Source organism: Streptomyces sp. NBC_00539, assembly GCF_036346105.1.
GTDB lineage: Bacteria > Actinomycetota > Actinomycetes > Streptomycetales > Streptomycetaceae > Streptomyces.
On the sequence record NZ_CP107811.1, the window covers coordinates 2,327,725 to 2,352,943 of the forward strand.

A 25,219-nucleotide genomic window follows, 5' to 3' on the forward strand; every position below is an offset into this window, starting at 1 on the left:
CCGGTGCTGTGGGTCACAGCACCGGGCCACCGCATCACGTACCGGAGCGGACTACTTGATCCACTCCGACCATTCCATGTTCCAGCCGTTGAGGCCGTTGTCCGGGGCGATCTGCTTGTCCTTGGAGTTCTTCACGACGACCACGTCGCCGACGAGGGACTCGTTGAAGAACCAGGCGGCGGGCTGCTCGTCGTCACCGGCGCCGCGCGCGTCCTTGAGGCCGACGCAGCCGTGGCTGACGTTCTCCGAGCCGAACGTGCTGCTGGAGGCCCAGTAGTTGCCGTGCACGAAGGTGCCGGAGTTCGACAGGCGCATGGCGTGGGGGACGTCGGAGATGTCGTACTCGCCGCCGAAGCCGACGGTGGCGCCGTTCATCCGGGTCACCTTGTACTTCTCGCTGATGACCATCTGCCCGTTGTACGTGGTGGTCGACGGGGCGCCCGCGGTGATCGGCAGGTTCCTGAGCACCTGGTTGTCGCGGACGACCTCCATCGTGTGCGCGCTCGCGTCGACCGTGGAGACCTGGGAGCGGCCGATGGTGAAGTGGACGGTACGGGTCTGCTTGCCGTAGACGCCCGGGCGGCCCTCGACGCCGTCGAGGGCGATCTTCACGGTGACCTTGGTACCCGCGGCCCAGTACTTCTCGGGACGGAAGTCGAGCCGGTCGTTGCCGAACCAGTGGCCCTCGACCGGCACGTTGGGCTCCGCCGTGACGGTGATGGCCTTCTCGACCGCCTCGGTGTTGGTGATGCCCCGGGTGAAGTTGATCGACACGGGCATGCCCACGCCGACGGTCTCGCCGTCCTCGGGGGTGTAGTGGCCGACGAAGGTGTTCGTCGGCGTGAGGGTGGTGAAGGTGGTGTCCTTCGCGGACTCCCGGCCGGCCTCGTCCTTGGCGACCACGTGCACCTTGTACTCGGTGGCCGCGGCCAGGTTGCGCGAGGGCTCCCAGCTGGCCCCGTCGGCGCCCATCTTGCCGTCGACCGCGTTGCCCTTGGTGTCGGCGACCGTCACCGTGGCGAGCTTGCCGCCGGTGCTGGATATCTTGAGGACGCCGCTCGTGGCGACCTCCTTGGAGCCGTCGTCCGGCTTGACGTTGACCACGGCCTTGGACGCCTCGGTGCCCGTCTTGCCGCCGCCCTTGCCGCCGGCGTTGTCACCGGCGCCGCCCCCGCTGTTTCCGCCGCCGCTGCACGCGCTGGTGAACAGCAGCGCCGCTCCCAGCAGGAGGGCCGGCAGGCCGGTGCGGACGCGGCCGCGAATCGGCTGCAGGTTCACTCTTGTTCTCCCCATGTCCCCCGCGCGGACAGTCGCGCGCTTGTCGACAGGAAATCACATGGGGAGATCACGTGAAGGCACGGTCTTGTCACCGTTCCGTCCCAACTGGTGTGCGGGCCGTGTCCCGCCCCCGCGCCCCGGTCCTCAGCCGGTGGCGGAACCCGCCGCCCAGTCGGCCCAGGAGAGGTTCCAGCCGCCCAGGCCGTTGTCCGCCGCCACCGTCTTGTCCTGCGAGTTGACCACCTCGACCACGTCCCCGACCAGCGAGCGGTCGAAGAACCAGCCCGCCGGGGTGTCCGAGCCGCCGCCCTTGTCGTCGCGCAGGCCCACGCAGCCGTGGCTGGTGTTGAGGGAGCCGAAGGTGTCCGGGCTGGCCCAGTAGTTGCCGTGCAGGAAGGTGCCCGAGGTGGTGAGCCGCATGGCGTGGGGGACGTCGGGGATGTCGTACTCGCCGCCGAAGCCGACCGTCTGACCGTTCATGCGCGTGACGTCGAACATCTCCATCACCACCATCTTGCCGTTGTAGGTGGTGTTCTTGGGCGCCCCCGCGGTGATGGGCAGCGTCTGCAGCAGCCGGCCCTCGCGGCGGACCTCCATGGTGTGCGCGGCCGCGTCCACGGTGGAGACCTGCGAACGGCCGACCTTGAAGGTGACCGTCTTGTCCTGGACGCCGTACGCGCCGGGCGAGCCCTCGACGTCGCGGAGGTTCATCCGGATGGTGACGTGGGTACCGGGCTTCCAGTACTCCTTGGGCCGGAAGTCGAGGCGGTCGTTGCCGAACCAGTGGCCGACGACCTTCACCGCGGGGACGGAGCTGACGGTGATGGCCCGTTCCACGGCGGCGCGCTGCCTGATGGAGCGGTTGAACCGGAAGGAGACGATCATTCCGGTGCCCACGGTGGAGCGGTTCTCGGGCCGGAAGTAGCCGATGAACCGCTCCTCCGGCACGTAGGTGGTGAAGGTGGTGTGCCGGGCCTGCCGGCGGTCGTGCCCGTCGACGGCCACCGCGTCGACGGTGTACTTGGCCGCGAGCGCGAGCCGTCCGGCCGCCGGGTCGGGGCTCCAGCTGAGCCCGTCTTCGGCGATGTCCCCCGGGACCCGCTCCTCCTGGGCGTCCTCGACCTTCGTGACCACCACCCGCTCCAGCCTCCCCTCGGTGATCTTGACGGTCAGCGGGCCGTCGGCGGGGACCCCCTTGGCGTTGTCCTCGGGGGTGATCCGGATGGCCTCGTCCGGCGACCGGGGTTTTCCGGGCAGCTGGATCTCGACCGGTGAACGGCCGTCCTCGGTGCAGCCGCTCAGGCCGCCCAGCAGGGCCGCCCACACCGCGACGGCCGCCGAGCCCGCCGCTGCCCGCCTCGTCAGAAGAGTCACGCCCTCTCAACGACCGGCCCCCTTGGGGGGAAACGTGGGGGCGGGCGACGTTCCGGGCCGGGCAGTTCGGGCAGAACAGTGTGAAGGACCAGACGGGGGCGGGCCCGGGCCGGGACGCCGGGGCCGCACTCCCCTGCCCCCGCAGGTACCGAGAGCCGTGGAGGCGGGCAGTGTCGAGCGCAGCCGAGCAAGAGGCGGTGGAAACCGTCGCCGGAGAGGTACGGGTCGACGTGAGCGCGCCCGCGCCGCCCGTCGACGGGCGACCGGACGGGCATCCGCAGGACCGGCCCAAGGGCCTCGCCGACGGCGTCGACGGCGCCCATGGCCGCAATGGCGCCCACGGGCAGATCGCCGGGCAGGTCGTCGGCCGCCCCAAGGCCCGGAGCGTGCGGGTACAGGCGCCCCCGGGGCCGCCGGTGTGGCCCGGCTCCTCGCACCCGCTGGGCGCCCGCTACCGGTCGGGCCCGGACGGGACCGCGGGCACCAACTTCGCGCTGTGGGCGCCGGGCGCCGAGGCGGTGGAACTGTGCCTGTTCGACGGGCAGGGCGCCGAGACGCGCTGCTCCCTGACGGAGCTCACCCACGAGATCTGGCACGGCTTCATCCCCGGCGTGCGGCCCGGGCAGCGGTACGGGTTCCGGGTGCACGGCCGCTGGGACCCGTGGACGGGGGCTCGCCACAATCCGGCGAAGCTGCTCCTGGACCCGTACGCCCGGGCCGTGGACGCGCGGCCGGGCAACGACTACGGCGCACTGCCGCCGGAGGTGTACGGCCACGTGCGGGACTGGCCGCAGCAGTACATCGCGGACACCGTGCGCGACGACCGGGACTCGGCCCCGCACGTCCCCAAGGGCGTCGTGGTCCACGATGACGACGACTGGGCGGATGACGTCCGGCCGAAGACCCCCTGGGCCGACTCGGTGATCTACGAGCTGCACGTGCGCGGGTTCACGATGCGCCATCCGGGCGTTCCCGAGCAGCTGCGCGGCACCTACGCGGGGCTCGCCCATCCCGCCGCAGTCGACCACCTGACCCGCCTCGGGGTGACGGCGGTGGAGCTGCTGCCGGTGCACCAGTTCGCGCACGAGGACCACCTGCTGCGCAGGGGGATGCGCAACTACTGGGGCTACAACTCGATCGGCTACTTCGCCCCGCACGCCGCGTACTCGTCGAGCGGTACGGCCGGCCAGCAGGTCGGCGAGTTCAAGCGGATGGTGCGGGCGCTGCACGCGGCCGGGATCGAGGTCATCCTCGACGTGGTCTACAACCACACGGCGGAGGCCGGCGAGCTGGGGCCGACCCTGTCGCTGCGCGGGATCGACAACCGGGGCTACTACCGGCTCCAGAACGACCAGCGCCGGTACGCGGACTACACGGGCTGCGGCAACACCCTGCACGCCGGGCGGCCGAACGTGCTGCGGCTGATCACCGATTCACTGCGGTACTGGGTGACGGAGATGGGGGTCGACGGCTTCCGCTTCGACCTGGCGGCGGCCCTGGCCCGCTCGATGCACGACGTGGACATGCTGTCGCCGTTCCTCGCGGTGATCGCCCAGGACCCGGTGCTGCGGCGGGTCAAGCTGATCGCGGAGCCCTGGGACGTGGGCTCGGGCGGCTACCAGGTGGGCGCGTTCCCGCCGCTGTGGACCGAGTGGAACGACCGCTACCGGGACGCCGTCCGGGACTTCTGGCGCGGCGCGCTGCCCGACGTGCGGGACCTGGGGTACCGGCTGTCGGGGTCGAGCGACCTGTACGCGTGGGGCGGGCGGCGCCCGTACGCGTCGGTGAACTTCGTGACCGCGCACGACGGTTTCACGCTGCGGGACCTGGTGTCGTACGAGCGCAAGCACAACGAGGCCAACGGGGAGGACGGCCGGGACGGCACCAACGACAACCGGTCGTGGAACTGCGGGGCGGAGGGCGAGACGGACGACCCCCGGATCGGGGCGCTGCGCCGGCGGCAGCTGCGCAACCTGCTCACCACGCTGCTGCTGTCGACCGGGGTGCCGATGCTGGTCGCGGGCGACGAGTTCGGCCGGACGCAGGGCGGCAACAACAACGCGTACTGCCAGGACAGCCCGACGAGCTGGCTGGACTGGTCACTGCTGGAGGACCCGTCCTGGCGGGAACTGTTCGCGCTGACCACCAGGCTGACCGCGCTGCGCCGGGAGCATCCGGTGCTGCGCAGGCGGGCGTTCTTCTCGGGGCGGGCGCAGGACGCGGACGGCCTGCGCGACCTGGCGTGGTTCACCCCGGCGGGCACGGAGATGACCGAGCGGGACTGGTACGCGCCCGCCGCGGCGCTGGGCCTGTACCTGTCGGGCCGGGACATCCCGGGCCGGGACGAGCGGGGGCGGCAGGTGAGCGACGACAGCTTCCTGGCGTTGCTGCACGCCGGGGACCGGCCGGTGGAGTGGATGCTGCCGGGCGCGCCGTGGGCGGCGTCGTACGAGCTCGTGCTCGACACCTCGCGGGAGGAGCAGGCGACGGCACCGGGTACCCGCCACCGGGGCGGCGAGCGGATGACGGTCCCCGCGCGGGCGGTGCTGCTGCTGCGGGTGGCGGGCTGAGGCGCGGGGCCCCCGCTCGCCCCTGTGCACCGCCGCTTCAAGACGTAAGGGCGCATCCGGAACCGAAAGCCGTGTGCGCCCTGCGATGATGTGCCCTTCGTACACACACGCGTCGCACACACGTGCGCGCCGCGAAGGGGGCTTACGTCCATGCCGACAGTCGGGACCGCGCTGCGGGAGCTGCGCGGAGCGCAGAAGTCGGCGAAGGGGGTGTCGCTCTACTCGCGGTTCGTCAACCGGCCCGCCGGGCGGTACCTGGCCGCCGGTTCGTACGCGCTCGGGCTCACCCCGAACCAGGTGACGCTGGTCAGCGCCGCGTTCAGCTTCGCCGCCGTGGCGGCGGTCGCACTGGCCGCACCCTCGTGGGGGCTGGGGGTCGCGGTGTGGGCCGCGCTCGCGGTGGGCTTCGCCTTCGACTCGGCGGACGGACAGCTGGCCCGGCTGCGCGGGGGCGGCAGCGCTGCGGGCGAGTGGCTCGACCACGTCGTGGACTGCGCCAAGCTGACCGCGCTCCACACCTGCGTACTGATCGCCTTCTACCGCTTCCCCGACGCGTACGGGATCGCGGGCGACGACGGGACGGGGTCCGGCGGCTGGCTGCTGGTGCCGCTCGGCTTCCAGTTCGCGGCCGTCGTCACCTTCTTCGGCGGCCTCCTCACCGAGAAGCTCAAGCCCCGGCCGGCGCCGGGGAGCCCCGCCGCCGCCCCCTCGACGCTGCGCGCGGTGGCCTTGCTGCCCGTGGACTACGGGGTGTTCTGTCTGGTGTTCCTGCTGCTCGGCGGCGGCGGGCTGTTCCGCTGGGCGTACGCGGCGCTGGGCGCGGTCGCCGCGCTGTTCCTGCTGGCGTTCCTCGCGAAGTGGTTCCGGGAGCTCAGCGCAGTTCCGCGGTGAGGGGTTCCGGGAGCGGCTGCGCCAGCGCGTCCAGCGCCCGGCGCAGCTGCGTGCTGGAGGTGTGCACCGTGTAGGGGAAGTAGACGACGTCGACCCCGTGCTCGGCGAAGTCCTTCTCCAGCCGGTCGCCCTTGGGCGTGCCGCGCCAGTCGTCGCCCTTGAAGATGACGTCGAAGCGGACCTGCTTCCAGGTCTCCACCTTGTCGGGGACCGTCTCCACGAAGGCGGCGTCCACGTACTTGACGCTGCGGACGATCTCCAGCCGTTCGACGAGCGGGATCATCGGCCGGCGGCCCTTGGCGAGCTCGGCCATCTCGTCGGAGACCACCCCGGCCACCAGGTAGTCGCACTGACTGCGGGCGTGCCGGAGGATGTTGAGATGTCCGATGTGGAACAGATCGTAGGCTCCGGGCGCGTAGCCGACGCGATACGGCCTGCGTGCGGGCGCGCCAAGGTCGGACATGTCCTGCTCCGTCATCTCTTACCCCCCAGAAGCCACACCCCCCGGCGTGGCGGATCAGCAGACAATAGCGTGCACGTTCCGCACCACGCCGGTGAACGAATAGGGTGACGAGCGCATCATCCAGGGGAGAAGGGGACGTTCAGTGTCCAGATCCGGTCACCGGCGACTGCTGCTGGTTTCCACCAATTACGCTCCCGAGCACGCGGGGATTGGGCCGTACGCCACCCAGATCGCGGAGCACTGGGCGGATCTCGGCCACGAGACGCACGTACTCGCGGGCATGCCGCACTACCCGGCCTGGTCGCTGGAGCCGGAGTACAAGGGGGCGCTCCGGCGCACGGAACGGCGCGCGGGTGTCACCGTGCACCGGCGTGCGCACACCGTGCCGCCCCGCCAGACCGCCGTACGCCGGGCCCTGTTCGAAGGATCGATCCTGCTGCACGGCGCGGTGGCCCCGCCCCGGATGCCGAAGCCCGACGCGGTCCTCGCCCAGATGCCCAGCCTGGCCGGCGGGGTGCTCGCCGCACGCCTCGCCGCGAAGTGGAGGGTCCCCTACGTCCCGGTCGTCCAGGACCTGATGGGCGCCGCCGCCGCGCAGAGCGGGATCAGCGGCGGCGACAAGGCGGCCGCGCTGGCCGGGCGTGCCGAGGCCTACGCGCTGAAACGCGCCACCCTGGTCGGTGTCATCCACGAGACCTTCGTGGACCGGGTCGTCGGGATGGGCGTGCCCGAGGAGAAGATCCGCCTGGTGCCCAACTGGTCGCACGTGGCCGTGCCGACCAAGCCGCGCGGCGAGACCCGCCGCCACCTCGGCTGGGCGCCGGGACAGACGGTGGTCCTGCACTCCGGGAACATGGGCCTCAAGCAGGGGCTCGAAGTCCTCGTGGGCGCCGCCCGGCTCGACCCGGACGTCCGCTTCGTCCTGATGGGGGACGGCAGTCAGCGCGCGGCCCTCGCCGACCTCGCCGCCGACGTACCGAACCTCGACATCATCCCTCCTGCCGCCGACGGGGAGTTCCCCGATATCCTCGCGGCGGCGGACGTGCTCGCGGTCACCCAGCACGCGGCGGTGCTCGACATGAGCGTGCCCTCCAAGCTGACCTCGTACTTCCAGGCCGGCCGGCCCGTCGTCGCGTCCGTCGCTGCGCAGGGCGGGACCGCCCAGGAGGTGGAACGTTCCGGCGCGGGGGTGCTCGTACCGCCGGAGGACCCGCACGCCCTGCTCGAGGCCGTACGGGCGCTGGCCGAGGACCCGGGGGCCGCGGACGCGCTGGGCGCCGCCGGACCCGTCCACGTCGCGGCCCACCTGAGCCGCGAAGCGGGGCTGGCCCGCATCGACGCACTGATGGACGAAGCACTTGGGGGTTCCCGGCCGTGATCGAGACGAACCGGCCGGCAGCGGCCCCCGCCGAGGACGAACCGGACCTCCTGCGGGACCAGTTCCGACAGCTCCTGCGCTACCGCCGCCTCCTCGGCGCGGGCGTCGGCATCGGACTGCTGGGCGGCGTCTACCTCGGCATATCGACGGCCGACACCTATGTCGCGACCGCCGACATCGTGCTGCGCGCACCCACGGACGACCCCTTCAACCCGAGCCTGGCGCCCGACAAGGCGATCAACATCGGCTCGGAACGCCAGGTGGCGCTCAGCTCCTCCACGGCCGACGAGGCGGCGAAGAAGCTCGGCGTCCCCGACTCCGGCGTCCCCGCCCTGCGCAGCGGCCTCCAGGTCACCAACCCGCCGCAGACGATGGTGCTCCGCTTCACGTACACCGCGTCCTCCCCCAGGGAAGCCGCGAAGCGCGCCAACGCGATGACCGCGGCCTACCTGCTCAAGCGGCAGGAGTCCCTGGACGTCACCCGCGACAAGATGGTCAAGGGCTACCAGGACCAGCGCGATCCGGTCGCCAAGCAGCTCGACGACCTCGTCAAGCAGATCAACGCCATGCCCTCGGGCCCCGGCCGCGACGCCGCGTACTCCTCCAAGACCGACCTCCAGAGCAAGGTCAACACCCTCAACAGCAACATCGCCAAGCTCCAGGCGCTGGACATGGCCCCGGGCCGGGTCACCAGCCCCGCGACCCCGCCCGGCGACTCCGACGGGCCGGGCCTGCCGATGTCCCTCGCGCTCGGCGCGGCCGTGGGTCTGGCGCTCGGCCTGCTCGCCGCCTGGGTCCGGCTCGTCTTCGACCCGGCGCCGCGTTCCGAGGGCGATGTGGCGCGGGCCCTGCGCGCGCCGGTACTGGGTTCCCTGCCGCGGGACAAGACCGGTGGCGGACCGCTGCTCGCCGCCGGCGAGGAAGACCCGCGCCTGGCGGAGGAGTTCCGGTCGGTGGCCTTCCGGCTCGCGTACGACTCCCGCTTCGCCGACCGGCGCCGGCTGCTGGTGGTCGCGCCGCGCGGCAGCAGCGAGACAGCCGCCGCCGTCGCCGTGAACCTGGCCGCCTCCTTCGCGGAGACCGGCAAGGACGTCCTGCTGATCGAGGCCGACCTGCGCACCCCGGTGCTGGCCAGCCAGTTGCCGACCGACGCCGGCGGGCGGCCGCGCTGGAGCCAGATGCCGGGCGGCCCGGGCGCGGGGGGCCGGCCCGGACAGCAGGGCGACTCCGACTGGCCCGACGGACGTCAGCTCGTCGTGGACGCCGGGGAGTCGGGCGCGTTCGACCTGATCCCCGGTGAGCCGGTCCGCAACGTCGCCCGCGCGCTGACCTCCCCGCGCGCCACCCGGCTGATCTCCGAGGCCGACTCGCCGAACTCCACCGTCGTGGTGCTCGCGCCGCCCGTGCTCTCGTACGCCGACGCGCTCGCGCTGGTCGACCGCGTGGACGGCGTGCTCGTGGTGTGCGACCCGCGGGCCGTGCACCGCAGCGACCTGTCCCGCATCCGGGAGCTCATCAGCGGCGCCGGCGGGACCGTGCTCGGCGCGGTGCTGCACGCGCCGCTGCCCGGCGAAAAGCGCGGCGGGCGCGGCAAGGGCAAGGGCAAGGCCGACCCCGCGGGACCGGCTCCGGCGCCCGCCCCGGCCCGCACGTCGGCGCCGCAGCCGATCCGGCACGAGGTCGCCGAGGCCGAGCAGCACATCGCCGGTGACGGCACCGACACCGTCGCGCTGCGCACGGTCCGCACGGGCCGGCGGTGAGGCGCGGGAGCCTCGCGGCGGTCGCCTCGGTCCTGGACCAGGCCGCTTCCAGCGCCACCAACATCCTGGTGCTGGTGCTGGCCGCCCGGCTTTCGTCGGCGTCCGGCTTCGCCGACTTCTCGATGGTCTACGTGACCTTCACGGTGCTCCTCGGGCTGAACATGGCCTACGTCGGCCAGACGGTGGTGCTGGAGAAGTCCGCGCAGCGCCTCGGCACGGTATGCCGTTCGGGTCTGGCCTTCACCGCGGCCGCCTCGGCCCTGGCCGGGGTGGTGCTGGCCCTGGTGGGCCTGGTGCTGCCGGGCACCGGGGGGTGGGCGTTCCTCGCGCTGGGGCTCGTCCTGCCGCTGGTGCTCGTACAGGACGGGCTGCGGTACTGCTTCTCGGCGCTGCGCGTGCCGGAGCGGGCGCTGGCCGCCGATGTGCTGCGGCTGGGCGGTGTGGTCGGCGCGCTGCTCGCGCAGCCCGAAGGGGCTTCGGCGGCGCGGCTGGTGCTGGTGTGGGGGGTGTCGGCGCTGCCGGCGCTCGGGCTGGGTCTGTGGCTGCTGCGGCCGTACGTGCGCGGGGCGCGGGTGGAGCTGCGCCCGTACGTGCGGCGCGGGCACCTGGGTCAGCGGTTCGTGGTCGAGTTCGCGGTGGGCAACGGTTCCAGCCAGCTGGCGGTGCTGGGGCTCGGGGTGTTCGCGACGCCGCTGGCGGTGGGCGCGCTGCGGGGTGCGACGACGTTGTTCGGACCCCTGAACGTGCTGTTCAACTCGGCGAACGCGTTCGGGCCGCCGGTGGTCGGGCGGGCGTCGGGCAAGCGGGGCGTGGTCCGGCTGACGCTGCTCATGGGCGGGGTGCTGGCGGCGCTCGGCGCGGGGTGGGGCGCGGTGCTGTACGCGCTGCCGGGGTCGGTGGGGCGGCAGTTGCTGGGCGACACGTGGGCGGCGGCGTCCGCCCTGCTCCCCGCGACGGGGGCGCAGTACGCGGTGATGGGCCTGGGCACCTGCGCCCTGCTGACGCTGCGGGTGCTGAACCCGAGGGCGACGCTGTCGTTGCAGGTGGTGTTCTCGCTGCTGTCGGTGGCGCTGCTGTTGGGCGGGTACGCGGTGTGGGGCGTGGCGGGCGCCGCCTGGGGCCTGGCCGCCGGCTCGGCCGCGAAGGCGGCGGCGGCCTGGGCCCGTGTCTCCCGCCTGCGGACCCCTGCTCCGGAACCGGCCCCGGAACCGGCCTGACGCCTGAGGGGCTGGCCGACGCGGGCCGCGACCTACCGGGCCGGGCCTGACGCCGGCTGCGGCCTCGTCGGCCCGACCGGTCCGAGCAGGGTCCGGTGCGCCGCCGCCGCACGAGTACCCCGGCTGCGCCGGGCCTTCCGGGGCTCCGCCCCGGACCCCGCGCCTCGAACGCCGGCGGGGCTGGATGTTGCCGCCCCGGCACAACCGGCCCGGCCCCGCACCTCGAACGCGGGCGGGGTGTCAGCGGAGGCGGGCCGACTTGTCCTCGCGGAACGTCGCGACCAGCGCCAGGCACAGGGCCGCGATGGCGATGCGGCCCGACGCCTGGAGCAGGGGGCCCCGCAGGAGGATGAAGGAGTAGCCCGCCACCAGCGGGACCACCACCGAGATGAGGCTGCCCGGCGGCGACCGCCTCGTGGCCCGCTTCGCGTACCGGCGGTCCACCCGGGCGGCCGCGTACCCCATCCCGAGCAGCCCCGCGCCCATGCCCAGCGAGCCGAAGTCCACCCACAGCTCTGCCCAGATCGGGGACGAGAGGTTGGTGTTGACCGTCCCCATCCACTCCCCGATCATCACGCCCGTGTCCTTCGGCTTCCCGGCCCACACCGACCGCGGCACCGCGAAGAACACCGACCCCGCGAGCTGACGCCCGTACAGGTGGCCCGGTCCGGAGTCCGAGTACGTGATGGTGTTCGCGAACATGCCGATCTGGTCGTAGTCCTTGAGGGCCATCGGCTCCAGGAAGGACGTCGTCTCGACCGGCTTGTAGTTCTTCTCGTCGTACCGGAAGCGGTCCGCGAACGGGAAGACGAGCAGCGCGATCACCACGGCCATCGACAGGGCCACCCGGTACATCGCCGCGCTCACCGGGAAGACGGTGAACAGCAGCGCGAACATGACCGTCAGGAACCAGTAGCGCGGGTTGGAGATCGGGTTGTTGACCACCAGGTTCAGCAGCGCGAGCCCGCCCCACGTCACGATGACCGACACCTTGCGGCGGGCGTACTTCGAGGTGATCAGCCAGCGCGTGTACAGCAGCAGCGCCAGCAGCGCCGGTACCGTGCCGAAACCGCGCAGCAGGGCCTGGCCCGCCTGGCCGTCGCCGTTGGAGACGCCCGCCTCCTCGATTCCCGCGATGATCTCCTGCCGGCTGGAGAAGAAGACCGCCGGACCGCCCAGCTTCACGATGAACGCCGCGCTGCACAGGAACGCGAGCGCGGTGAGCAGTTGCAGGCGCCGCCGGTGCGCGAGGACCGGGCGCTTCCCCTTCTGCGAGCCTCCCGCCCGCCCCGTCGGCCGGTGCCGGGCCAGCAGTACGCCGACGTCGAAGGCCGTACAGCCCAGCAGGACGAGGCCGATGGCGGTCGTCAGGTCGTAGCGGGGCCCGACGACGGGTGTCGGGACCCGGCCGAGGACGGCCTGGGCGAGCGGGGCCACGCCCATCGCCATGTAGACGAACAGCCAGAACGAGCCCTGGAGCAGTTTGCGCCGGCTGGTCAGGACCATCGCGGACAGCCGGGCGCCCGCGTACATCGTGAGCAGCAGCTGGAGCCAGAAGGCGGCGTCACGCTGGCCGTCGCCGGGCTGGACGGCGACGAAGAGCGGGAGGAAGACGGTGAACCCGAGGATCAGCGGGACGGACAGCGCGCGAGAGAGCAGGGTGCGGGGGGTGGTGACACGGCCCCACTGGGCCTCGTCCGGTGGCGCCGGGGCCGCGACGGCGGGGTTGCGTACGTCCGTTGCCACTGCTGCCCCCACCCCATGTGCCTGGTCCGCGCGCAGTCTAGTCTGAGCGGGCGGCGCCCGGGGAGGCGCGGCGGGGTGGTTGTCGGGGGCGGACGATGAGGGGCGACTGTTGCGTGATCTTCCTTCCTTCACGCTGGCCGGGTACGACAAGGGGCGCGGACTGCTGACGCAGGCGCTCTGGTTCGCGGTGATGAACACGCTCTTCATGGCGTGGTTCTGTCCGGCCCGGCTGCGGGTGGCGCTGCTGCGCGCGTTCGGCGCGCGGATCGGCGAGGGCGTGCTGATCCGGCACAAGGTGCGGGTGCTGTGGCCGTGGAAGCTGACGGTCGGCGACCACGCGTGGATCGGCGAGGGCGCCTGGCTGCTGAACCTGGAGCCGGTGACCATCGGTGCGCACGCGTGCGTCTCGCAGGAGGCGATGCTGTGCACCGGCTCGCACGACCACCGGGCCGCGGACTTCCGCTACCGCAACGCGCCCATCGTGGTGGAGGACGGTGCGTGGGTGGCCGTACGGGCCACCGTGCTGGCGGGTGTGACGATCGGTCGGTGCGCCGTGGCGGGCGCGGGCTCGGTGGTGCACAAGGACCTGCCCGCGCTGACCCTGCAGACCCAGGACGGGCGGCGCCGCCCGGTGGAGGAGCCCAAGTGAGTGCCGCTTTGAGAGTTCTGCACGCCGTCACCCTGCACTCCCCCTCGCACGCCTTCGGCGGACCGGTGCGGGTGGCGCTGAACCTGGCGAAGGGGCTGCGGGCGCGCGGTCACGAAGCGCGGTTGCTCGCCCTGGGCGAGGGGTTCCCCGATCCGTGGCCCACCTCCGTGGAGGGGGTGCCCGCCAAGCTGTTCCCCGCGCGCAGGCTGCTGCCGCTGGGCTTCAGCGGGATGACCTCCCCGGCGCTCCTCGCCTCGGCGGGGCGGCTGGTGCGGGACGCCGACGTGGTCCACGTCCACCTCGCCCGGGACCTGGTGACGCTGCCGGTGGCGCTGGCCGCGCTGCGGGCCCGCAAGCCGCTGGTGCTCCAGACCCACGGCATGGTGGACCCGAGCGGGAAGCTGCTGGCCAAGGTGCTGGACGCGGTGGCGGTACGCCGGCTGCTGCGCGGCGCGGACGCGGTGCTGTACCTGACCCCGCACGAGCGCGAGGGACTGGACGCGGTGGTGGGGCCGCCCGCGCTGGCCACGGCGGTACGGCTGGTCAACGGCACCCCGGCGCAGGAGGAGCGCCCGGCTCCGGCGGGGGCGCCGCGCATCCTCTACTCGGCGCGCCTGCAGGCCCGCAAGCGGCCGGTGGACTTCGTGGACGCGGCCCCGGCGGTGCTGGCGGCGCATCCGGACGCGGAGTTCGTGGTGGCGGGGCCGGACGAGGGCGAACTGGCGGCGGTCCGGGCGCGGATCGCGGAGCTGGGGCTGGACGCGCACTTCACGGTCCCCGGGGCCCTGTCGGGCGCGGAGGTCCTGGCGGAGCTGCGCCGGGCCCACGTGTACGTACTGCCGTCGGTGGAGGAGCCCTTCCCCATGTCGGTGCTGGAGGCGCTGGCGGTGGGCGTGCCGTCGGTGGTGACCCACTCCAACGGTCTGGCCCGGGACGTCGCCGCGGCGGGGGCCGGACGGGCGGTGGAACCGGGTCCGGCGGGGGTCGCCGAGGCGGTCCTCGCCCTCCTGGACCCGGACGCGAACCGGTCGGCCTCGGTCGCCGCCCGGAAGCTGGCGGCGCAGTCGTTCTCCATGGACGCGGTGCTGGACACCCTCCTGCCGGTGTACGGGTCCGCGCGCGGCGCGGGGGCGTAGCCGCCCCGCTCGGGGCGGGGCGGCGTCAGATGATGTCGCGGCCCCGCTCCTCGACCACCGGGAGCACCCCGGCCGCCCGGCGGCGGCGCAGCACGCTGGAGTACACGGCCAGGCCGATCGCGCCCGCCGCCATCATGATCAGGCCGACCAGGGGCAGGTTGACCCCCTCCATCCGCCAGTCGCTCGCGAAGGTGAGGATGGCCCCCACCACGATCAGGGCTATGCAGCCGCCGATGCCTCGCATGTCAAGTCGCCTCCACGCTCGTGGTGTTGTGACGGCGCGAGTACCCCCGCCCCGGACATGGAAACGCCCGGGCACGCAAACGCCCCCGCGACGGTGACGCCGTCCGCGGGGGCGTTCTCGTACGGCTGCCGCCGCTCAGGCGGGGATCCAGGCGTAGCAGGCGGTCGAGGTGAACTCGGCGGTGCCCGCCGGGACCGTCGCCGTGATCTTGTCGCCGGCCTTCGGCGGGGCGGCCGGGCCCGAGGCGAGGACCGAGCCGTCCTTGCCCTTCGCCTCCCAGGAGCAGGTGGTGCTCTGGGTCAGCGCCCGGTAGGTGCCCGGGGCGGGCGACTGGTGGCGGCCGTCGCCGAAGCCCTTCTCGGCGGCGGCCAGGATCGGCTTCTGCTCCGGGCACAGGAACGGGATGGCGTCCTTCGCCCCGGGGATCTCGCCGGCCACGATGGCCCCGGTGGCCGCGTCCTTGTCGTGCTTGGCCGTGCGCTCCACCCGCTGGCAGGACTCCTGGCCCGTCTGGAGGACGGCCGCGGGGTCCATCTTCTCCGGGACCCGGCCGCTCAGGTACTTCTTCTCCGTCTCGGTGAAACTGCCCGTCTTCGGGACGAGCTTCGCGTCGGGGAGGACCGGACCGGACGGCTTCGCCCCGGGTGAGGCGGGCGCGCCCGGGCTGTCCGCGGGGTCCGGCGCCGGGGAGGCGGCGGGCGGCTTCGGCTTGCCGGCCGCCGGATCGGCCTTCGCGTCGCCGTCCGAACTGCAGGCGGTCAGGGTCAGGGCGGCGGCCAGCAGAACAGCAGCCGCTGCGGAGCGTCGGTACATCAGGGGGCTCCCGTACTTGCCGGTGGTGGACAAAGGAGTACGGGGCCTGCCGCGCGGGCAGGCCCCGTACTCCGTCAGGCGGGTGGTGCCTCGGCCGTTACTTGGGGCCGAAGGTGAGGATCAGCTGCGGCGCGGCGTCCGCGGCCGTCGCCTCCGAGGACCAGAGCCACAGCGGGTCGGTGCCCGTGCTCGTCAGGGCCACGCTGTAGCCGTTGGTGCCCAGCACCGACGAGACGGCGGTGGTGTCCAGTTCGACGTTCTGGATCGCCGAGCCGTCCGGCACGCCCGCGAGGGATCCGAGCGGGGTGGTGCCGAGGGTGGGCTTGGTGTTGAACGTCGTGCCCGCCGCGCTCCAGGTGCCGGTGACCGGCACCACGGACACGGTGTCGGCCGTACCGGCACCGGTCTGCGTCGTGGTCTTGACCTGCAGCGAGGCCGCCTTGAGGACCGTCCCGGCCGGGGCGGCCGGCAGGTTGAAGCGCAGGTACGTCTCGTACGCCGAGGTGCCGCGCACCGCGAGCGAGGTGGACGTGCCGTAGGCCTGGCCGGGGGCGCCCTGGTTGATGTAGGTGTCCTCGGTCGTGACGACCTTGGAGACCGTGTCGGTGGGGGCCTTGGCGAGGTCGTAGTGGTTCTTGACCTGGGCCTGGGTCAGCGCCGTCGGGTAGACGGCCGTCTCGTCGATCTGTCCGGCGAAGAAGTTGCTCGTCGGACGGTTCGGCCAGCTGCTCAGGTTGTCGCCGCCCACGTGCCAGAAACCGGCGTACTGCTGGAAGCCGGTGACGTTGAGCGTGCCCTTGTTCTGCCCGTCCACGTACAGCGCCATGCCCGAGGGGCCCTGGGTGCCGACGACGTGGTGCCACTTGTTGTCGTTGTACGTCTCGAACAGGCCGGTGGAGAGGGTCCGGGTCGAGCCGTTGTACACGCCGAAGACCAGGCGGCCGGTGTTGGTCATGTACAGCTGCTTGTCGTACGAGCCGCTGTTGCGGTCGGTGTTGTTGCCGAAACCGATCAGCTTGCCGCCGCGCGTGGTGTTCGTCTTGAACCAGGTCTCGACGGTGTAGCTGCTGCCGACCGTCTGGCGGTGGTCGCTGTAGACCTGCTGGCTGGTGCCGTTGAAGCCCATCGCGGTGCTGGCACCGGAGACGGCGCCGGGCGTCTGGCGCAGGGCCGGGGCGTTCAGCTGGATGCCGCTGGTGTTGCCGCCCGCGGAGGAGTCGGCGACGTAGGGGCTGACGGTGTCGTCGTAGCGCCAGTACAGGTTGGCGCCGTCGGCGCGGACCTGGTTCGGGTACGACTGGACCGAGGCGGGGACCGTCACCGAGGCGGTGGCCGACAGCGCGCTGGTGTTGCCGGCGGCGTCGGTCGCGGTCACGCGGTAGGTGTAGGACTGGCCGGCCTTGACCGTGGTGTCGGTCCAGGAGGCCTGCTGCCGCTCGAACTCCAGGGAGTCGGCGGTCATCGTGTGCGCCGGGGTGGACGAGCCGTTCCGGTAGATCCGGTACGTCAGCTTGCTGTCGTCCTCGTCGTAGCTGGTGCGCCAGCGGACCTGGACCTCACCGGGCTTGACGCTCGCGGCGCTGGCGACCGGGGTGGTCGGGGCGCCGACGTCACCGGTGGAGGCGAAGCGGGTCAGGCCCTGCTGGGCGACGCCGTTGACGGTGGTGAACTCGCCACCGACCCACATGTACTTGGTGTCGCCCTTCTCCGCGACCGCCATGACGCGCGGGCCGATGCCCTCGCCGAGGCCGTCGTTGGTGTCGGGGAACCAGCCGAGCTTGCGGGGGCTGGCCACGAACCCGTCCACCGGGGCGGGGGGCGCGCCCTGGAAGTCGGTGGGCTGCGCCAGCAGGTGGTGACGGCGGCCGTCGGGGTACTCGCCGTTCAGGGAGCAGTCGTGCGCGTGCGAGGAGCTGTAGAGGACTCCGTCGTACGGCAGGACGAACTGGGTGGCACCGAGGCAGCGGTCGCGCCACTTCTCGCTGAAGTCACCGAGGTTGAGGCCGATGCGGCCGTCGAATACGCCGCCGCCGGAACCCTCGTTGCCGGTGTAGAAGCCCGTCGCGTCGGTGGCGATCGACTTGACGACCGAGTTGGACGGGATGGTGCCGTACGTCTTGGCGACGGCGCCGGTCGCGGAGTCCACGACCGCCAGCGCGTGCGTGTTCTGGCCGTTGACCGTGAAGAAGTCACCGCCCAGCAGCACGTTCTTGCCGTCGGGGGTGACCGCGACCGCCCGGCCCGGCTCGTCGGCGTTGGCGACGAAGGGCCTCAGCGCACCGGAGCCGGCGTCGACCGCGGCGAACCGCTCGCGGGTCTGGCCCTCGACGGTGGTGAAGTCGCCCGCCGCGTACAGCGTGTCGTCGGTGACGGCGAACGCGCGCACGGTGGAGGGGAAGCTGGGGTGGAACGACGCCTTGGGGGTGCAGGTGTCGATGTCGATCGCCGCGACGCTGGAGACCGGCGTGCCGTTGACGGCGCCGAAGTAGCCGCCCGCGTACAGGGTCTTCTTGTCCTTCGAGACGGCCAGGGCGCGCACGGTGGCGCTGCCGTCGCCGACGGTGAAGGCGAGCTTGCAGGAGGTCGGGGCGCCGGTCGCGGCGTCGAGCGCCACGAAGTTCACCGCTTCCTGCTCGGTGCCGCTGCCACTGCCGTCCGGCGGACGGACCGCCGAGAAGGTGCCGCCGGCGAAGACCGTGCCGCCGGCCTGGGCCATCGCCCAGACGATGCCGTTGGGCTGCCAGGTGGGCAGCTCGTCGGCGGTGAAGGCCACGGGCGGCGTGATGGCGGACGCCTCGGGCATCAGCACCAGGCCTATGCCGGTGCCGGCACCGGCCAGTGACAGGACGAGGGCAGCAGTCAGCCCTCTGGATCTACGCATGAGCCCCCCAGGGCAATCGCCCGGTTTTGATGGCTGGAACTATCCGATCAGCCATATGTACTGGCGCAGACTAGGGCTCACGCGAGGGCCCGGTCACCTCACTTGACCCATTGCATACCAACTTGGAATCAACGGGTTCCGCATGGAGGGCGCACGGCGGACATACGGCGGGTTCGCCCCGGTCACGCGGCAGGTACCCGCACGGCGTGACCGGGACGCAGCAAATCAACAGGCGAAATATACGTCCTCTAGCGGTCGATGCGGACCGTTGCGCCCGCCAACTGGTCCTCGACCTGGCGGATATCGGCGTCGACCATGATCCGGGCGAGTTCGGCCACCAGGACCGTCGGCTTCCAGCCGAGGATCTCCTGCGCCTTGGAGGCGTCGCCGATGAGGGCGTCGACCTCGCTGGGGCGCTCGTACTTGGGGTCGTAGCGCACGTGCTCGTTCCAGTCGAGGCCCGCGTGTCCGAAGGAGGACTCGACGAACTCGCGGACGGTCGCGGCGACGCCGGTGGCGACCACGTAGTCGGTGGGCTCGTCCTGCTGGAGCATCCGCCACATGGCGTCGACGTACTCCGGCGCGTAGCCCCAGTCGCGGACCGCGTCGAGGTTGCCGAGGTAGAGGTGGTCCTGGAGACCGGCCTTGATCCGGGCGACCGCGCGGGTGATCTTGCGGGTCACGAAGGTCTCGCCGCGGCGCGGGGACTCGTGGTTGAAGAGGATCCCGTTGACCGCGAACATGTCGTAGGCCTCGCGGTAGTTCACCGTGGTCCAGTACGCGAAGACCTTGGCGGCACCGTACGGGCTGCGCGGGTGGAACGGCGTCTGCTCGTTCTGCGGCGGCGGGGTAGAGCCGAACATCTCCGAGGACGAGGCCTGGTAGATACGGGTGTCCACGCCGCTGGCCCGGATGGCCTCCAGCAGGCGCAGCGCGCCGAGGCCGGTGACGTCACCGGTGTAGAGGGGTGCGTCGAAGGAGACGCGGACGTGGGACTGCGCACCCAGGTTGTAGACCTCGTCGGGGCGTATGTCGCGCAGCAGGTTCACCAGCGCCACGCCGTCGGACAGGTCCGCGTGGTGCAGCACGAGGGAGCGGTTCTCGGTCTGCGGGTCCTGGTAGATGTGGTCGATCCGCTCCGTGTTGAAGCTGGAGGAGCGCCGCACGAGCCCGTGCACCGTGTATCCCTTGGAGAGCAGGAGCTCGGCGAGGTACGAGCCGTCCTGCCCGGTGACGCCGGTGATCAGTGCGGTCTTGCCCATAGGGTCCCCCTGGGGGTCGTTGCGGTCTGTCGTGCCGGCCGGCGGTCTTCCGCCGGCCCTGTCGAGGCTGCGCCTCATGGTGTGTGGCGGGCCCGCCGCGCCGTGGAGGGCGGCGGCCCGGAGTGCGGGGCGGGCGGGCCCGCGGCCGCGGCGCGCGTACGGCCGCCGGCCCGGACCCGGGGGGCCGGATGGGTACCGTACACGCCTGTTGCGGAACCGATCCCCCCGCATTCGGCCCCGGCCACACCGCCGGAACCCGCTGCCGATCCGGGGCGCGCGGGCCCGTGGGCCGGGGCGGCCCCTCCCCCGCAAACCCGCGGCGGCGGACTGGCATCATCGGCGGTATGACAAGTTCGCTGCCGCTCCTGCCCCCGCACGCCCGCGTCTTCGTCGCCGGCCACCGCGGCCTCGTGGGGTCCGCGGTCGCCCGGCGGCTGACCGCCGACGGCCACGAGGTGCTCACCCGCAGCCGCGCCGAGCTCGACCTGCGCGACGGCGCCGCGACCGAGGCGTACCTGCGGGACGTCCGCCCGGACGCCGTGGTGCTGGCCGCCGCCAAGGTGGGCGGGATCATGGCCAACAGCACCTACCCGGTGCAGTTCCTGGAGGACAACCTCAAGATCCAGCTCAGCGTCATCGCCGGGGCGCACGCCGCCGGGGTGGGCCGGCTGCTGTTCCTCGGCTCGTCCTGCATCTACCCCAAGCTGGCCCCGCAGCCCATCAGCGAGGACGCCCTGCTGACCGGCCCGCTGGAGCCGACCAACGAGGCCTACGCCCTCGCCAAGATCGCCGGGATCGTGCAGGTCCAGTCGTACCGCAAGCAGTACGGCGCCTCGTACATCTCGGCCATGCCCACGAACCTGTACGGCCCGGGGGACAACTTCGACCTGGAGTCCTCGCACGTCCTGCCCGCGCTGATCCGCCGCTTCCACGAGGCCTCGGCCGAGGGGCGCGAGGAGGTGACGCTGTGGGGATCGGGCACCCCGCGCCGGGAGTTCCTGCACGTCGACGACCTCGCCGCCGCCTGCGCGGTGCTGCTGGAACGCTACGACGGCGACGAGCCCGTCAACATCGGCTGCGGCGAGGACCTCACCATCAGGGCACTGGCCGAGACGGTCGCCGAGGTGACCGGCTTCGAGGGCCGGCTCGCCTGGGACACCTCCAAGCCGGACGGGACGCCCCGCAAGCTGCTGGACGTCACCCGCCTGACCTCGCTGGGCTGGAAGCCCGGCATCCCGCTGCGCGACGGCATCGCGTCCACCTACCGCTGGTGGCTGGACTCCCCGATGTCGCGCTGATCGCAAGGCGGGCCCCTCAGTACGCTCCGCGGCCGTCGACGACGGCGCGGAGCGTACGGCCCATGACGTCGACATCGCTGGTGAAGGACCAGTTGTCGACGTACTGCAGATCAAGCTGAATCGTTTCGTCCCAGGACAGGTCCGACCGTCCGCTGATCTGCCACAGGCCCGTCATACCCGGCCGCACGCTCAGACGGCGCAGCTCGGTCTCGTCGTACCGGGCCACCTCCTCGGGCAGCGGCGGGCGCGGGCCGACGAGGGACATGCTGCCGGTCAGCACGTTGAACAGCTGCGGCAGTTCGTCCATCGAGGTCCGGCGCAGCAGCCGGCCCACCCGGGTCACCCGGGGGTCCCGGCGCATCTTGAACATCAGGCCGTCGTTCTCGTTGGCCCCCGCCAGTTCCGGCTTCAACCGGTCGGCGTCCACGACCATCGTGCGGAACTTCCACATGACGAACGGGACCCCGTCACGCCCGATCCGGCGCTGGCTGTAGAAGGCCGGCCCGCGCGAGCCGAAACGTATCGCCAGCACCAGCGCGAGGAAGAGCGGCGACAGCAACAGCAGCCCGACGGCGGCCCCCGCCCGGTCCAGCGCCGACTTGAGCAGCGGTTGCACGCCCCTGCGCACGGGCGGCGCGATCCGCAGCACGGCGAGCCCGCCGGCGGAAAGGGTCTCCAGCCGCTTGACGGATATCTCCACCAGGCCGGGGAAGACGGCCAGTTCGAGCCCGGCGTCGTGCAGCGCCCAGGCGACCCGGCGCAGCCGGTCCCCGGCGATCCGCACGCCCGGGGCGACGAGCACCAGGTCGGCGTGGTGGCTGCGGACGGCGCCCAGCACCGCGGTGGCGTCCTCGTTCGGACCGTAGGGGGCCGCGTCCAGGCGGGCCGCGACGGGTACGCCGCTGTCCAGCCGGCCTTCGCCGACCGGGACGACGCCGACGACCACGTAGGGGTGGTCGGTGCGCGAGGCGAGGTGCGCGATCACGCCTTCGGCGGCCTCGGGTTCGCCGACGACCAGGACCCGGCTGACCGCCTGGGCCTCCCGGCGGGCGGCGAAGAGGTGACGGTAGGTCAGTTTGTGGCAGGCGACGGTCACGAGCAGGGCGGGCAGCAGCGCCCCCAGCGCCGCCAGCCGCGGGGTGCTTTCGCCGGTCACCACACGGGCGACGGCAAGGACACCGATCAGAATCAGCCAGTCGTGGACGACGGGCAGCACTCCGCGGGACTCACCGAGCGTCCGGGTCGCGTACCGTCGGCGCAGCGCCTGTACCGCGGTCCACGCGAGGGCCGCACCGACCGCGCAGTAGACGGGCCGGGCCTGCTGCGCCGCGTCGAAGACGAGTCCTACGGGGACGGCCGCTCCCAGGAAGTCGGCCGTGACCGCCGCGGGAAGGTACCAGCGGGCCTTGTCGACGAGCCGGCGCGGAGGCGCCGAACTCGACGCGGTCGGATCGACGGCCGTCCCGGCCACTCTTTGCGCAGGAAAATGGACATGCCTCATGGGCCCCCCTGGCACGTGGTCTATGTCAGTGGCGTGTGCCCGCGGCTTCCCCTGGCGACGAGCATCTGACGCACCGGGAAACAGTACGACAAACACCCGTACGGTAAATGCCGTTTGCGTTAACGAGGTCCCCCGTTGCTCAAGTGTTAGCAACCGGTATCTGTAGTTCCGGCTGTTTCGGCTCCTCCTCTCACACAAAAGTGAATGGTTCGGATACCGGATACGTCTCTTCGGACAACGGACTGTTTCCAGCCAACCTTTTGATGTGGCCCTGACATCGACGCCCGCAGGTGACACTCTTCGACCGTTCATCGCACGAGCCCTGATCTGCCCGGAGGCCCACCCAGCCGTCCGGAACCCCCCTTGCAGAAGGAGTTTGCGTTGAGTCACACCCCCCAGCGGCGCGCCACCGCGGCCGGCGCCCTCGTCGCCGCCGCGGCCCTGCTCGCCGTAGGCATTCAGGCCGGAACCGCCAACGCCGACGCCACCGCGTCGTCGCAGTCCACCAAGGCGGCTCAGCCCAACCCGGGCGCGGCCGCCCGCCTGCTCAGCGCTTCGGAGCGTGCGACGCTCCTCGCCGATGCCAACTCGACCACGGTGCAGGCGGCCAAGGCCCTCGGCCTCGGCGGCAAGGAGCGCCTGGTCGTCCGCGATGTGGTCCAGGATGCCGACGGCACCACCCACACCACGTACGAGCGCACGTTCGACGGCATACCCGTGCTCGGCGGTGACCTGACGGTCCACGCCAAGGGCGGCGTCACCAAGAGCGTGACCAAGGCCACCAACCACGAGATCAGCGTGGCGGACACCAGCCCCTCCGTCGCCCCCTCGGCGGCCGAGAGCCAGGCCGTCTCCTCGGCCAACGCCGCGGGCGCCAAGCAGGCCAAGCCCTCCAAGAACGCCCGCAAGGTGATCTGGGCGGCCGAGGGCGCGCCGGTCCTCGCCTTCGAGACCGTCGTCGGCGGCCTCCAGGACGACGGCACCCCGAGCGAGCTGCACGTGGTCACCGATGCCAAGACCGGCGCGAAGATCACCCAGTGGCAGGCCATCGAGACCGGCACCGGCAACACCATGTACAGCGGCCAGGTCACGATGGGCACCTCGCAGTCGGGCAGCAGCTACACGCTGACCGACGCCGGGCGCGGCGGCCACAAGACCTACGACCTCAAGGGCGGCAGCTCCGGCACCGGCACGCTCTTCACCAACACCACGGACGTCTGGGGCAACGGCGCCGCCTCCAACCGCGAGACGGCCGGTGCGGACGCCCACTACGGCGCCCAGCTGACGTGGGACTACTACAAGAACGTGCACGGCCGCAACGGCCTGCGCAACGACGGTGTCGCCCCGTACAGCCGGGTGCACTACGGCAACGCCTACGTCAACGCGTTCTGGGACGACGGCTGCTTCTGCATGACGTACGGCGACGGCACCAGCAACACGCACCCGCTGACGTCCATCGACGTGGCCGCGCACGAGATGACGCACGGTCTGACCTCGGTCACCGGCAACATGACCTACAGCGGTGAGCCCGGCGGCCTGAACGAGGCGACCTCCGACATCATGGCGGCGAACGTCGAGTTCTACGCCAACAACCCGCAGGACGTCGGCGACTACCTGGTCGGCGAGAAGATCGACATCAACGGCGACGGCACCCCGCTGCGCTACATGGACAAGCCCAGCAAGGACGGCGGCTCCAAGGACTACTGGTCCTCCAGCCTCGGCGGCCTCGACGTCCACTACTCCTCGGGCCCGGCCAACCACGTCTTCTACCTGATGTCCGAGGGCTCCGGCGCCAAGGTCATCAACGGCGTCAGCTACAACTCGCCGACCTCGGACAACCTCCCGGTCACCGCGATCGGCCGCGACGCCGCCGCGAAGATCTGGTTCCGCGCGCTGACGGTCGGCTACTTCAAGTCGAACACCAACTACGCCGCCGCCCGCACGGCGACGCTGCAGGCCGCCGCCGACCTGTACGGCCAGGGCTCGACCACGTACAACAACGTGGCCAACGCCTGGGCCGGCATCAACGTCGGTGCCCGCATCACCTCCGGCGTCTCGGTCACCCCGATCGCCAACCAGACCACCCAGGTCAACACCGCCGTGAGCCTGCAGGTCCAGGCGACCAGCACCAACGCGGGTGCGCTGAGCTACGCGGCGACCGGTCTGCCGGCCGGCCTGTCGATCAACTCCTCGACGGGTCTGATCTCGGGCACCGCCACCACCGCGGGCACGTCCAACGTGACCGTCACGGTGACCGACTCCGCGGGCAAGACGGGTACGGCGTCCTTCACCTGGACCGTCGGCACGGTCCAGCAGAGCGTGTTCGAGAACACGAACGACTACCAGATCGCGGACAACTCGACCGTCGAGTCCCCGATCACGGTGACCCGCACGGGCAACGCCCCGAGCACCCTCAAGGTGGACGTCAACATCGTCCACACCTACGTCGGTGACCTGCGGGTCGACCTGGTCGCCCCCGACGGCTCCGTCTACAACCTGCGCAACCGCAGCGGCGGCAGCGCGGACAACATCGTCCAGAGCTTCACCGTGAACGCCTCCTCCGAGGTCGCGCAGGGTGTCTGGAAGCTGCGGGTGGCGGACCTCGCCTCCGCGGACACCGGCTACATCAACAGCTGGAAGCTCACGTTCTGACCCCGACAGGGGTGACGGGGGCCGAGCCGAACCCAGGCTCGTCCGATTGATCGCGGGGCCGCCCGGGAGACGACCTCCCCGGGCGGCCCTGTTCCATGACGGTTCC

18 protein-coding genes are annotated in these 25,219 nt (G+C 72.0%); 9 read left to right on the top strand and 9 right to left on the bottom strand.

All coding sequences use genetic code 11. From position 1 onward, the window contains the following. Positions 1 to 51: 51 nt before the first annotated feature. Complete coding sequence (locus tag OG861_RS10075) at positions 52 to 1,293, bottom strand: L,D-transpeptidase (RefSeq protein WP_443056614.1); 1,242 nt, start codon at positions 1,291 to 1,293, stop codon at positions 52 to 54. A 129-nt stretch (positions 1,294 to 1,422) separates the two neighbouring features. After that, complete coding sequence (locus OG861_RS10080) at positions 1,423 to 2,643, bottom strand: L,D-transpeptidase (RefSeq protein WP_329202462.1); 1,221 nt, start codon at positions 2,641 to 2,643, stop codon at positions 1,423 to 1,425. Positions 2,644 to 2,822: 179 nt separating this feature from the next. Here OG861_RS10080 and glgX point away from each other — a divergent pair, with 179 nt between their 5' ends. Both glgX and OG861_RS10090 read left to right on the top strand, forming a co-directional pair. Then, a complete protein-coding gene (gene glgX, locus OG861_RS10085) occupies positions 2,823 to 5,222 on the top strand; it encodes a glycogen debranching protein GlgX (RefSeq protein WP_443056613.1) in 2,400 nt (799 codons plus the stop codon). 150 nt (positions 5,223 to 5,372) lie between these two features. Beyond that, entirely contained in the window at positions 5,373 to 6,113 is a 741-nt protein-coding gene (locus OG861_RS10090) for a CDP-alcohol phosphatidyltransferase family protein (RefSeq protein ID WP_329198448.1), read from the top strand. Here the strand turns inward: OG861_RS10090 and OG861_RS10095 are convergent. Then, entirely contained in the window at positions 6,094 to 6,576 is a 483-nt protein-coding gene (locus tag OG861_RS10095) for an adenylyltransferase/cytidyltransferase family protein (RefSeq protein WP_329198447.1), read from the bottom strand. The two genes, OG861_RS10090 and OG861_RS10095, sit on opposite strands and share 20 nt — an antisense overlap. Before the next feature lie 172 nt (positions 6,577 to 6,748). On the opposite strand from OG861_RS10095, the gene OG861_RS10100 reads away from it, so the two are divergent. Genes OG861_RS10100 through OG861_RS10110 form a run of 3 tightly spaced genes read left to right on the top strand, consistent with a single transcriptional unit; the run spans position 6,749 to position 10,931 of the window. Then, entirely contained in the window at positions 6,749 to 7,954 is a 1,206-nt protein-coding gene (locus OG861_RS10100) for a glycosyltransferase family 4 protein (RefSeq protein WP_329202457.1), read from the top strand. Next, a complete protein-coding gene (locus OG861_RS10105; RefSeq protein WP_329198445.1) occupies positions 7,951 to 9,714 on the top strand; it encodes a lipopolysaccharide biosynthesis protein in 1,764 nt (587 codons plus the stop codon). The genes OG861_RS10100 and OG861_RS10105 overlap by 4 nt, the downstream gene beginning before the upstream one ends. Continuing rightward, a complete protein-coding gene (locus tag OG861_RS10110) occupies positions 9,711 to 10,931 on the top strand; it encodes a hypothetical protein (protein ID WP_329198443.1) in 1,221 nt (406 codons plus the stop codon). Before OG861_RS10105 ends, OG861_RS10110 begins: the two co-directional genes overlap by 4 nt. A 240-nt stretch (positions 10,932 to 11,171) precedes the next feature. On the opposite strand, the gene OG861_RS10115 is transcribed toward OG861_RS10110, so the two are convergent. Beyond that, positions 11,172 to 12,677, bottom strand: coding sequence for a hypothetical protein (locus OG861_RS10115; RefSeq protein WP_329198441.1), 1,506 nt, complete (start codon positions 12,675 to 12,677; stop codon positions 11,172 to 11,174). Positions 12,678 to 12,786: 109 nt separating this feature from the next. Between OG861_RS10115 and OG861_RS10120 the strand changes: the two genes are divergently transcribed. Together OG861_RS10120 and OG861_RS10125 are read left to right on the top strand one after the other, a co-directional pair. After that, positions 12,787 to 13,326, top strand: coding sequence for a WcaF family extracellular polysaccharide biosynthesis acetyltransferase (locus OG861_RS10120; RefSeq protein WP_329198439.1), 540 nt, complete (start codon positions 12,787 to 12,789; stop codon positions 13,324 to 13,326). 8 nt (positions 13,327 to 13,334) lie between these two features. Then, positions 13,335 to 14,462 (top strand): glycosyltransferase, encoded by a 1,128-nt coding sequence (locus OG861_RS10125; RefSeq protein ID WP_329202455.1) that lies wholly within the window; start codon positions 13,335 to 13,337, stop codon positions 14,460 to 14,462. 25 nt (positions 14,463 to 14,487) lie between these two features. On the opposite strand, the gene OG861_RS10130 is transcribed toward OG861_RS10125, so the two are convergent. The 4 genes from OG861_RS10130 to gmd all read right to left on the bottom strand — a co-directional run bounded on the left by OG861_RS10130 (position 14,488) and on the right by gmd (position 19,662). Beyond that, a complete protein-coding gene (locus OG861_RS10130) occupies positions 14,488 to 14,706 on the bottom strand; it encodes a hypothetical protein (protein ID WP_329198438.1) in 219 nt (72 codons plus the stop codon). A 135-nt stretch (positions 14,707 to 14,841) separates the two neighbouring features. After that, positions 14,842 to 15,519, bottom strand: a complete 678-nt coding sequence (locus OG861_RS10135; protein WP_329198435.1) for a hypothetical protein — start codon at positions 15,517 to 15,519, stop codon at positions 14,842 to 14,844. 97 nt (positions 15,520 to 15,616) lie between these two features. Further along, a complete protein-coding gene (locus OG861_RS10140) occupies positions 15,617 to 18,400 on the bottom strand; it encodes a CBM96 family carbohydrate-binding protein (protein ID WP_329198433.1) in 2,784 nt (927 codons plus the stop codon). 248 nt (positions 18,401 to 18,648) lie between these two features. Continuing rightward, complete coding sequence (gene gmd / locus OG861_RS10145; protein WP_329198431.1) at positions 18,649 to 19,662, bottom strand: GDP-mannose 4,6-dehydratase; 1,014 nt, start codon at positions 19,660 to 19,662, stop codon at positions 18,649 to 18,651. A gap of 344 nt (positions 19,663 to 20,006) precedes the next feature. On the opposite strand from gmd, the gene OG861_RS10150 reads away from it, so the two are divergent. Beyond that, positions 20,007 to 20,960: a GDP-L-fucose synthase family protein gene (locus tag OG861_RS10150; RefSeq protein WP_329198429.1), complete on the top strand. Its 954-nt coding sequence runs from the start codon at positions 20,007 to 20,009 to the stop codon at positions 20,958 to 20,960. A 16-nt stretch (positions 20,961 to 20,976) separates the two neighbouring features. Here OG861_RS10150 and OG861_RS10155 read toward each other — a convergent pair whose 3' ends face one another. Further along, positions 20,977 to 22,461, bottom strand: coding sequence for a sugar transferase (locus tag OG861_RS10155; protein WP_329198427.1), 1,485 nt, complete (start codon positions 22,459 to 22,461; stop codon positions 20,977 to 20,979). A 381-nt stretch (positions 22,462 to 22,842) separates the two neighbouring features. Here OG861_RS10155 and OG861_RS10160 point away from each other — a divergent pair, with 381 nt between their 5' ends. Further along, on the top strand, positions 22,843 to 25,113 hold the full coding sequence (locus tag OG861_RS10160; protein ID WP_329198425.1) for a M4 family metallopeptidase: 2,271 nt from the start codon (positions 22,843 to 22,845) through the stop codon (positions 25,111 to 25,113). The last annotated feature ends 106 nt before the right edge of the window (positions 25,114 to 25,219 follow it).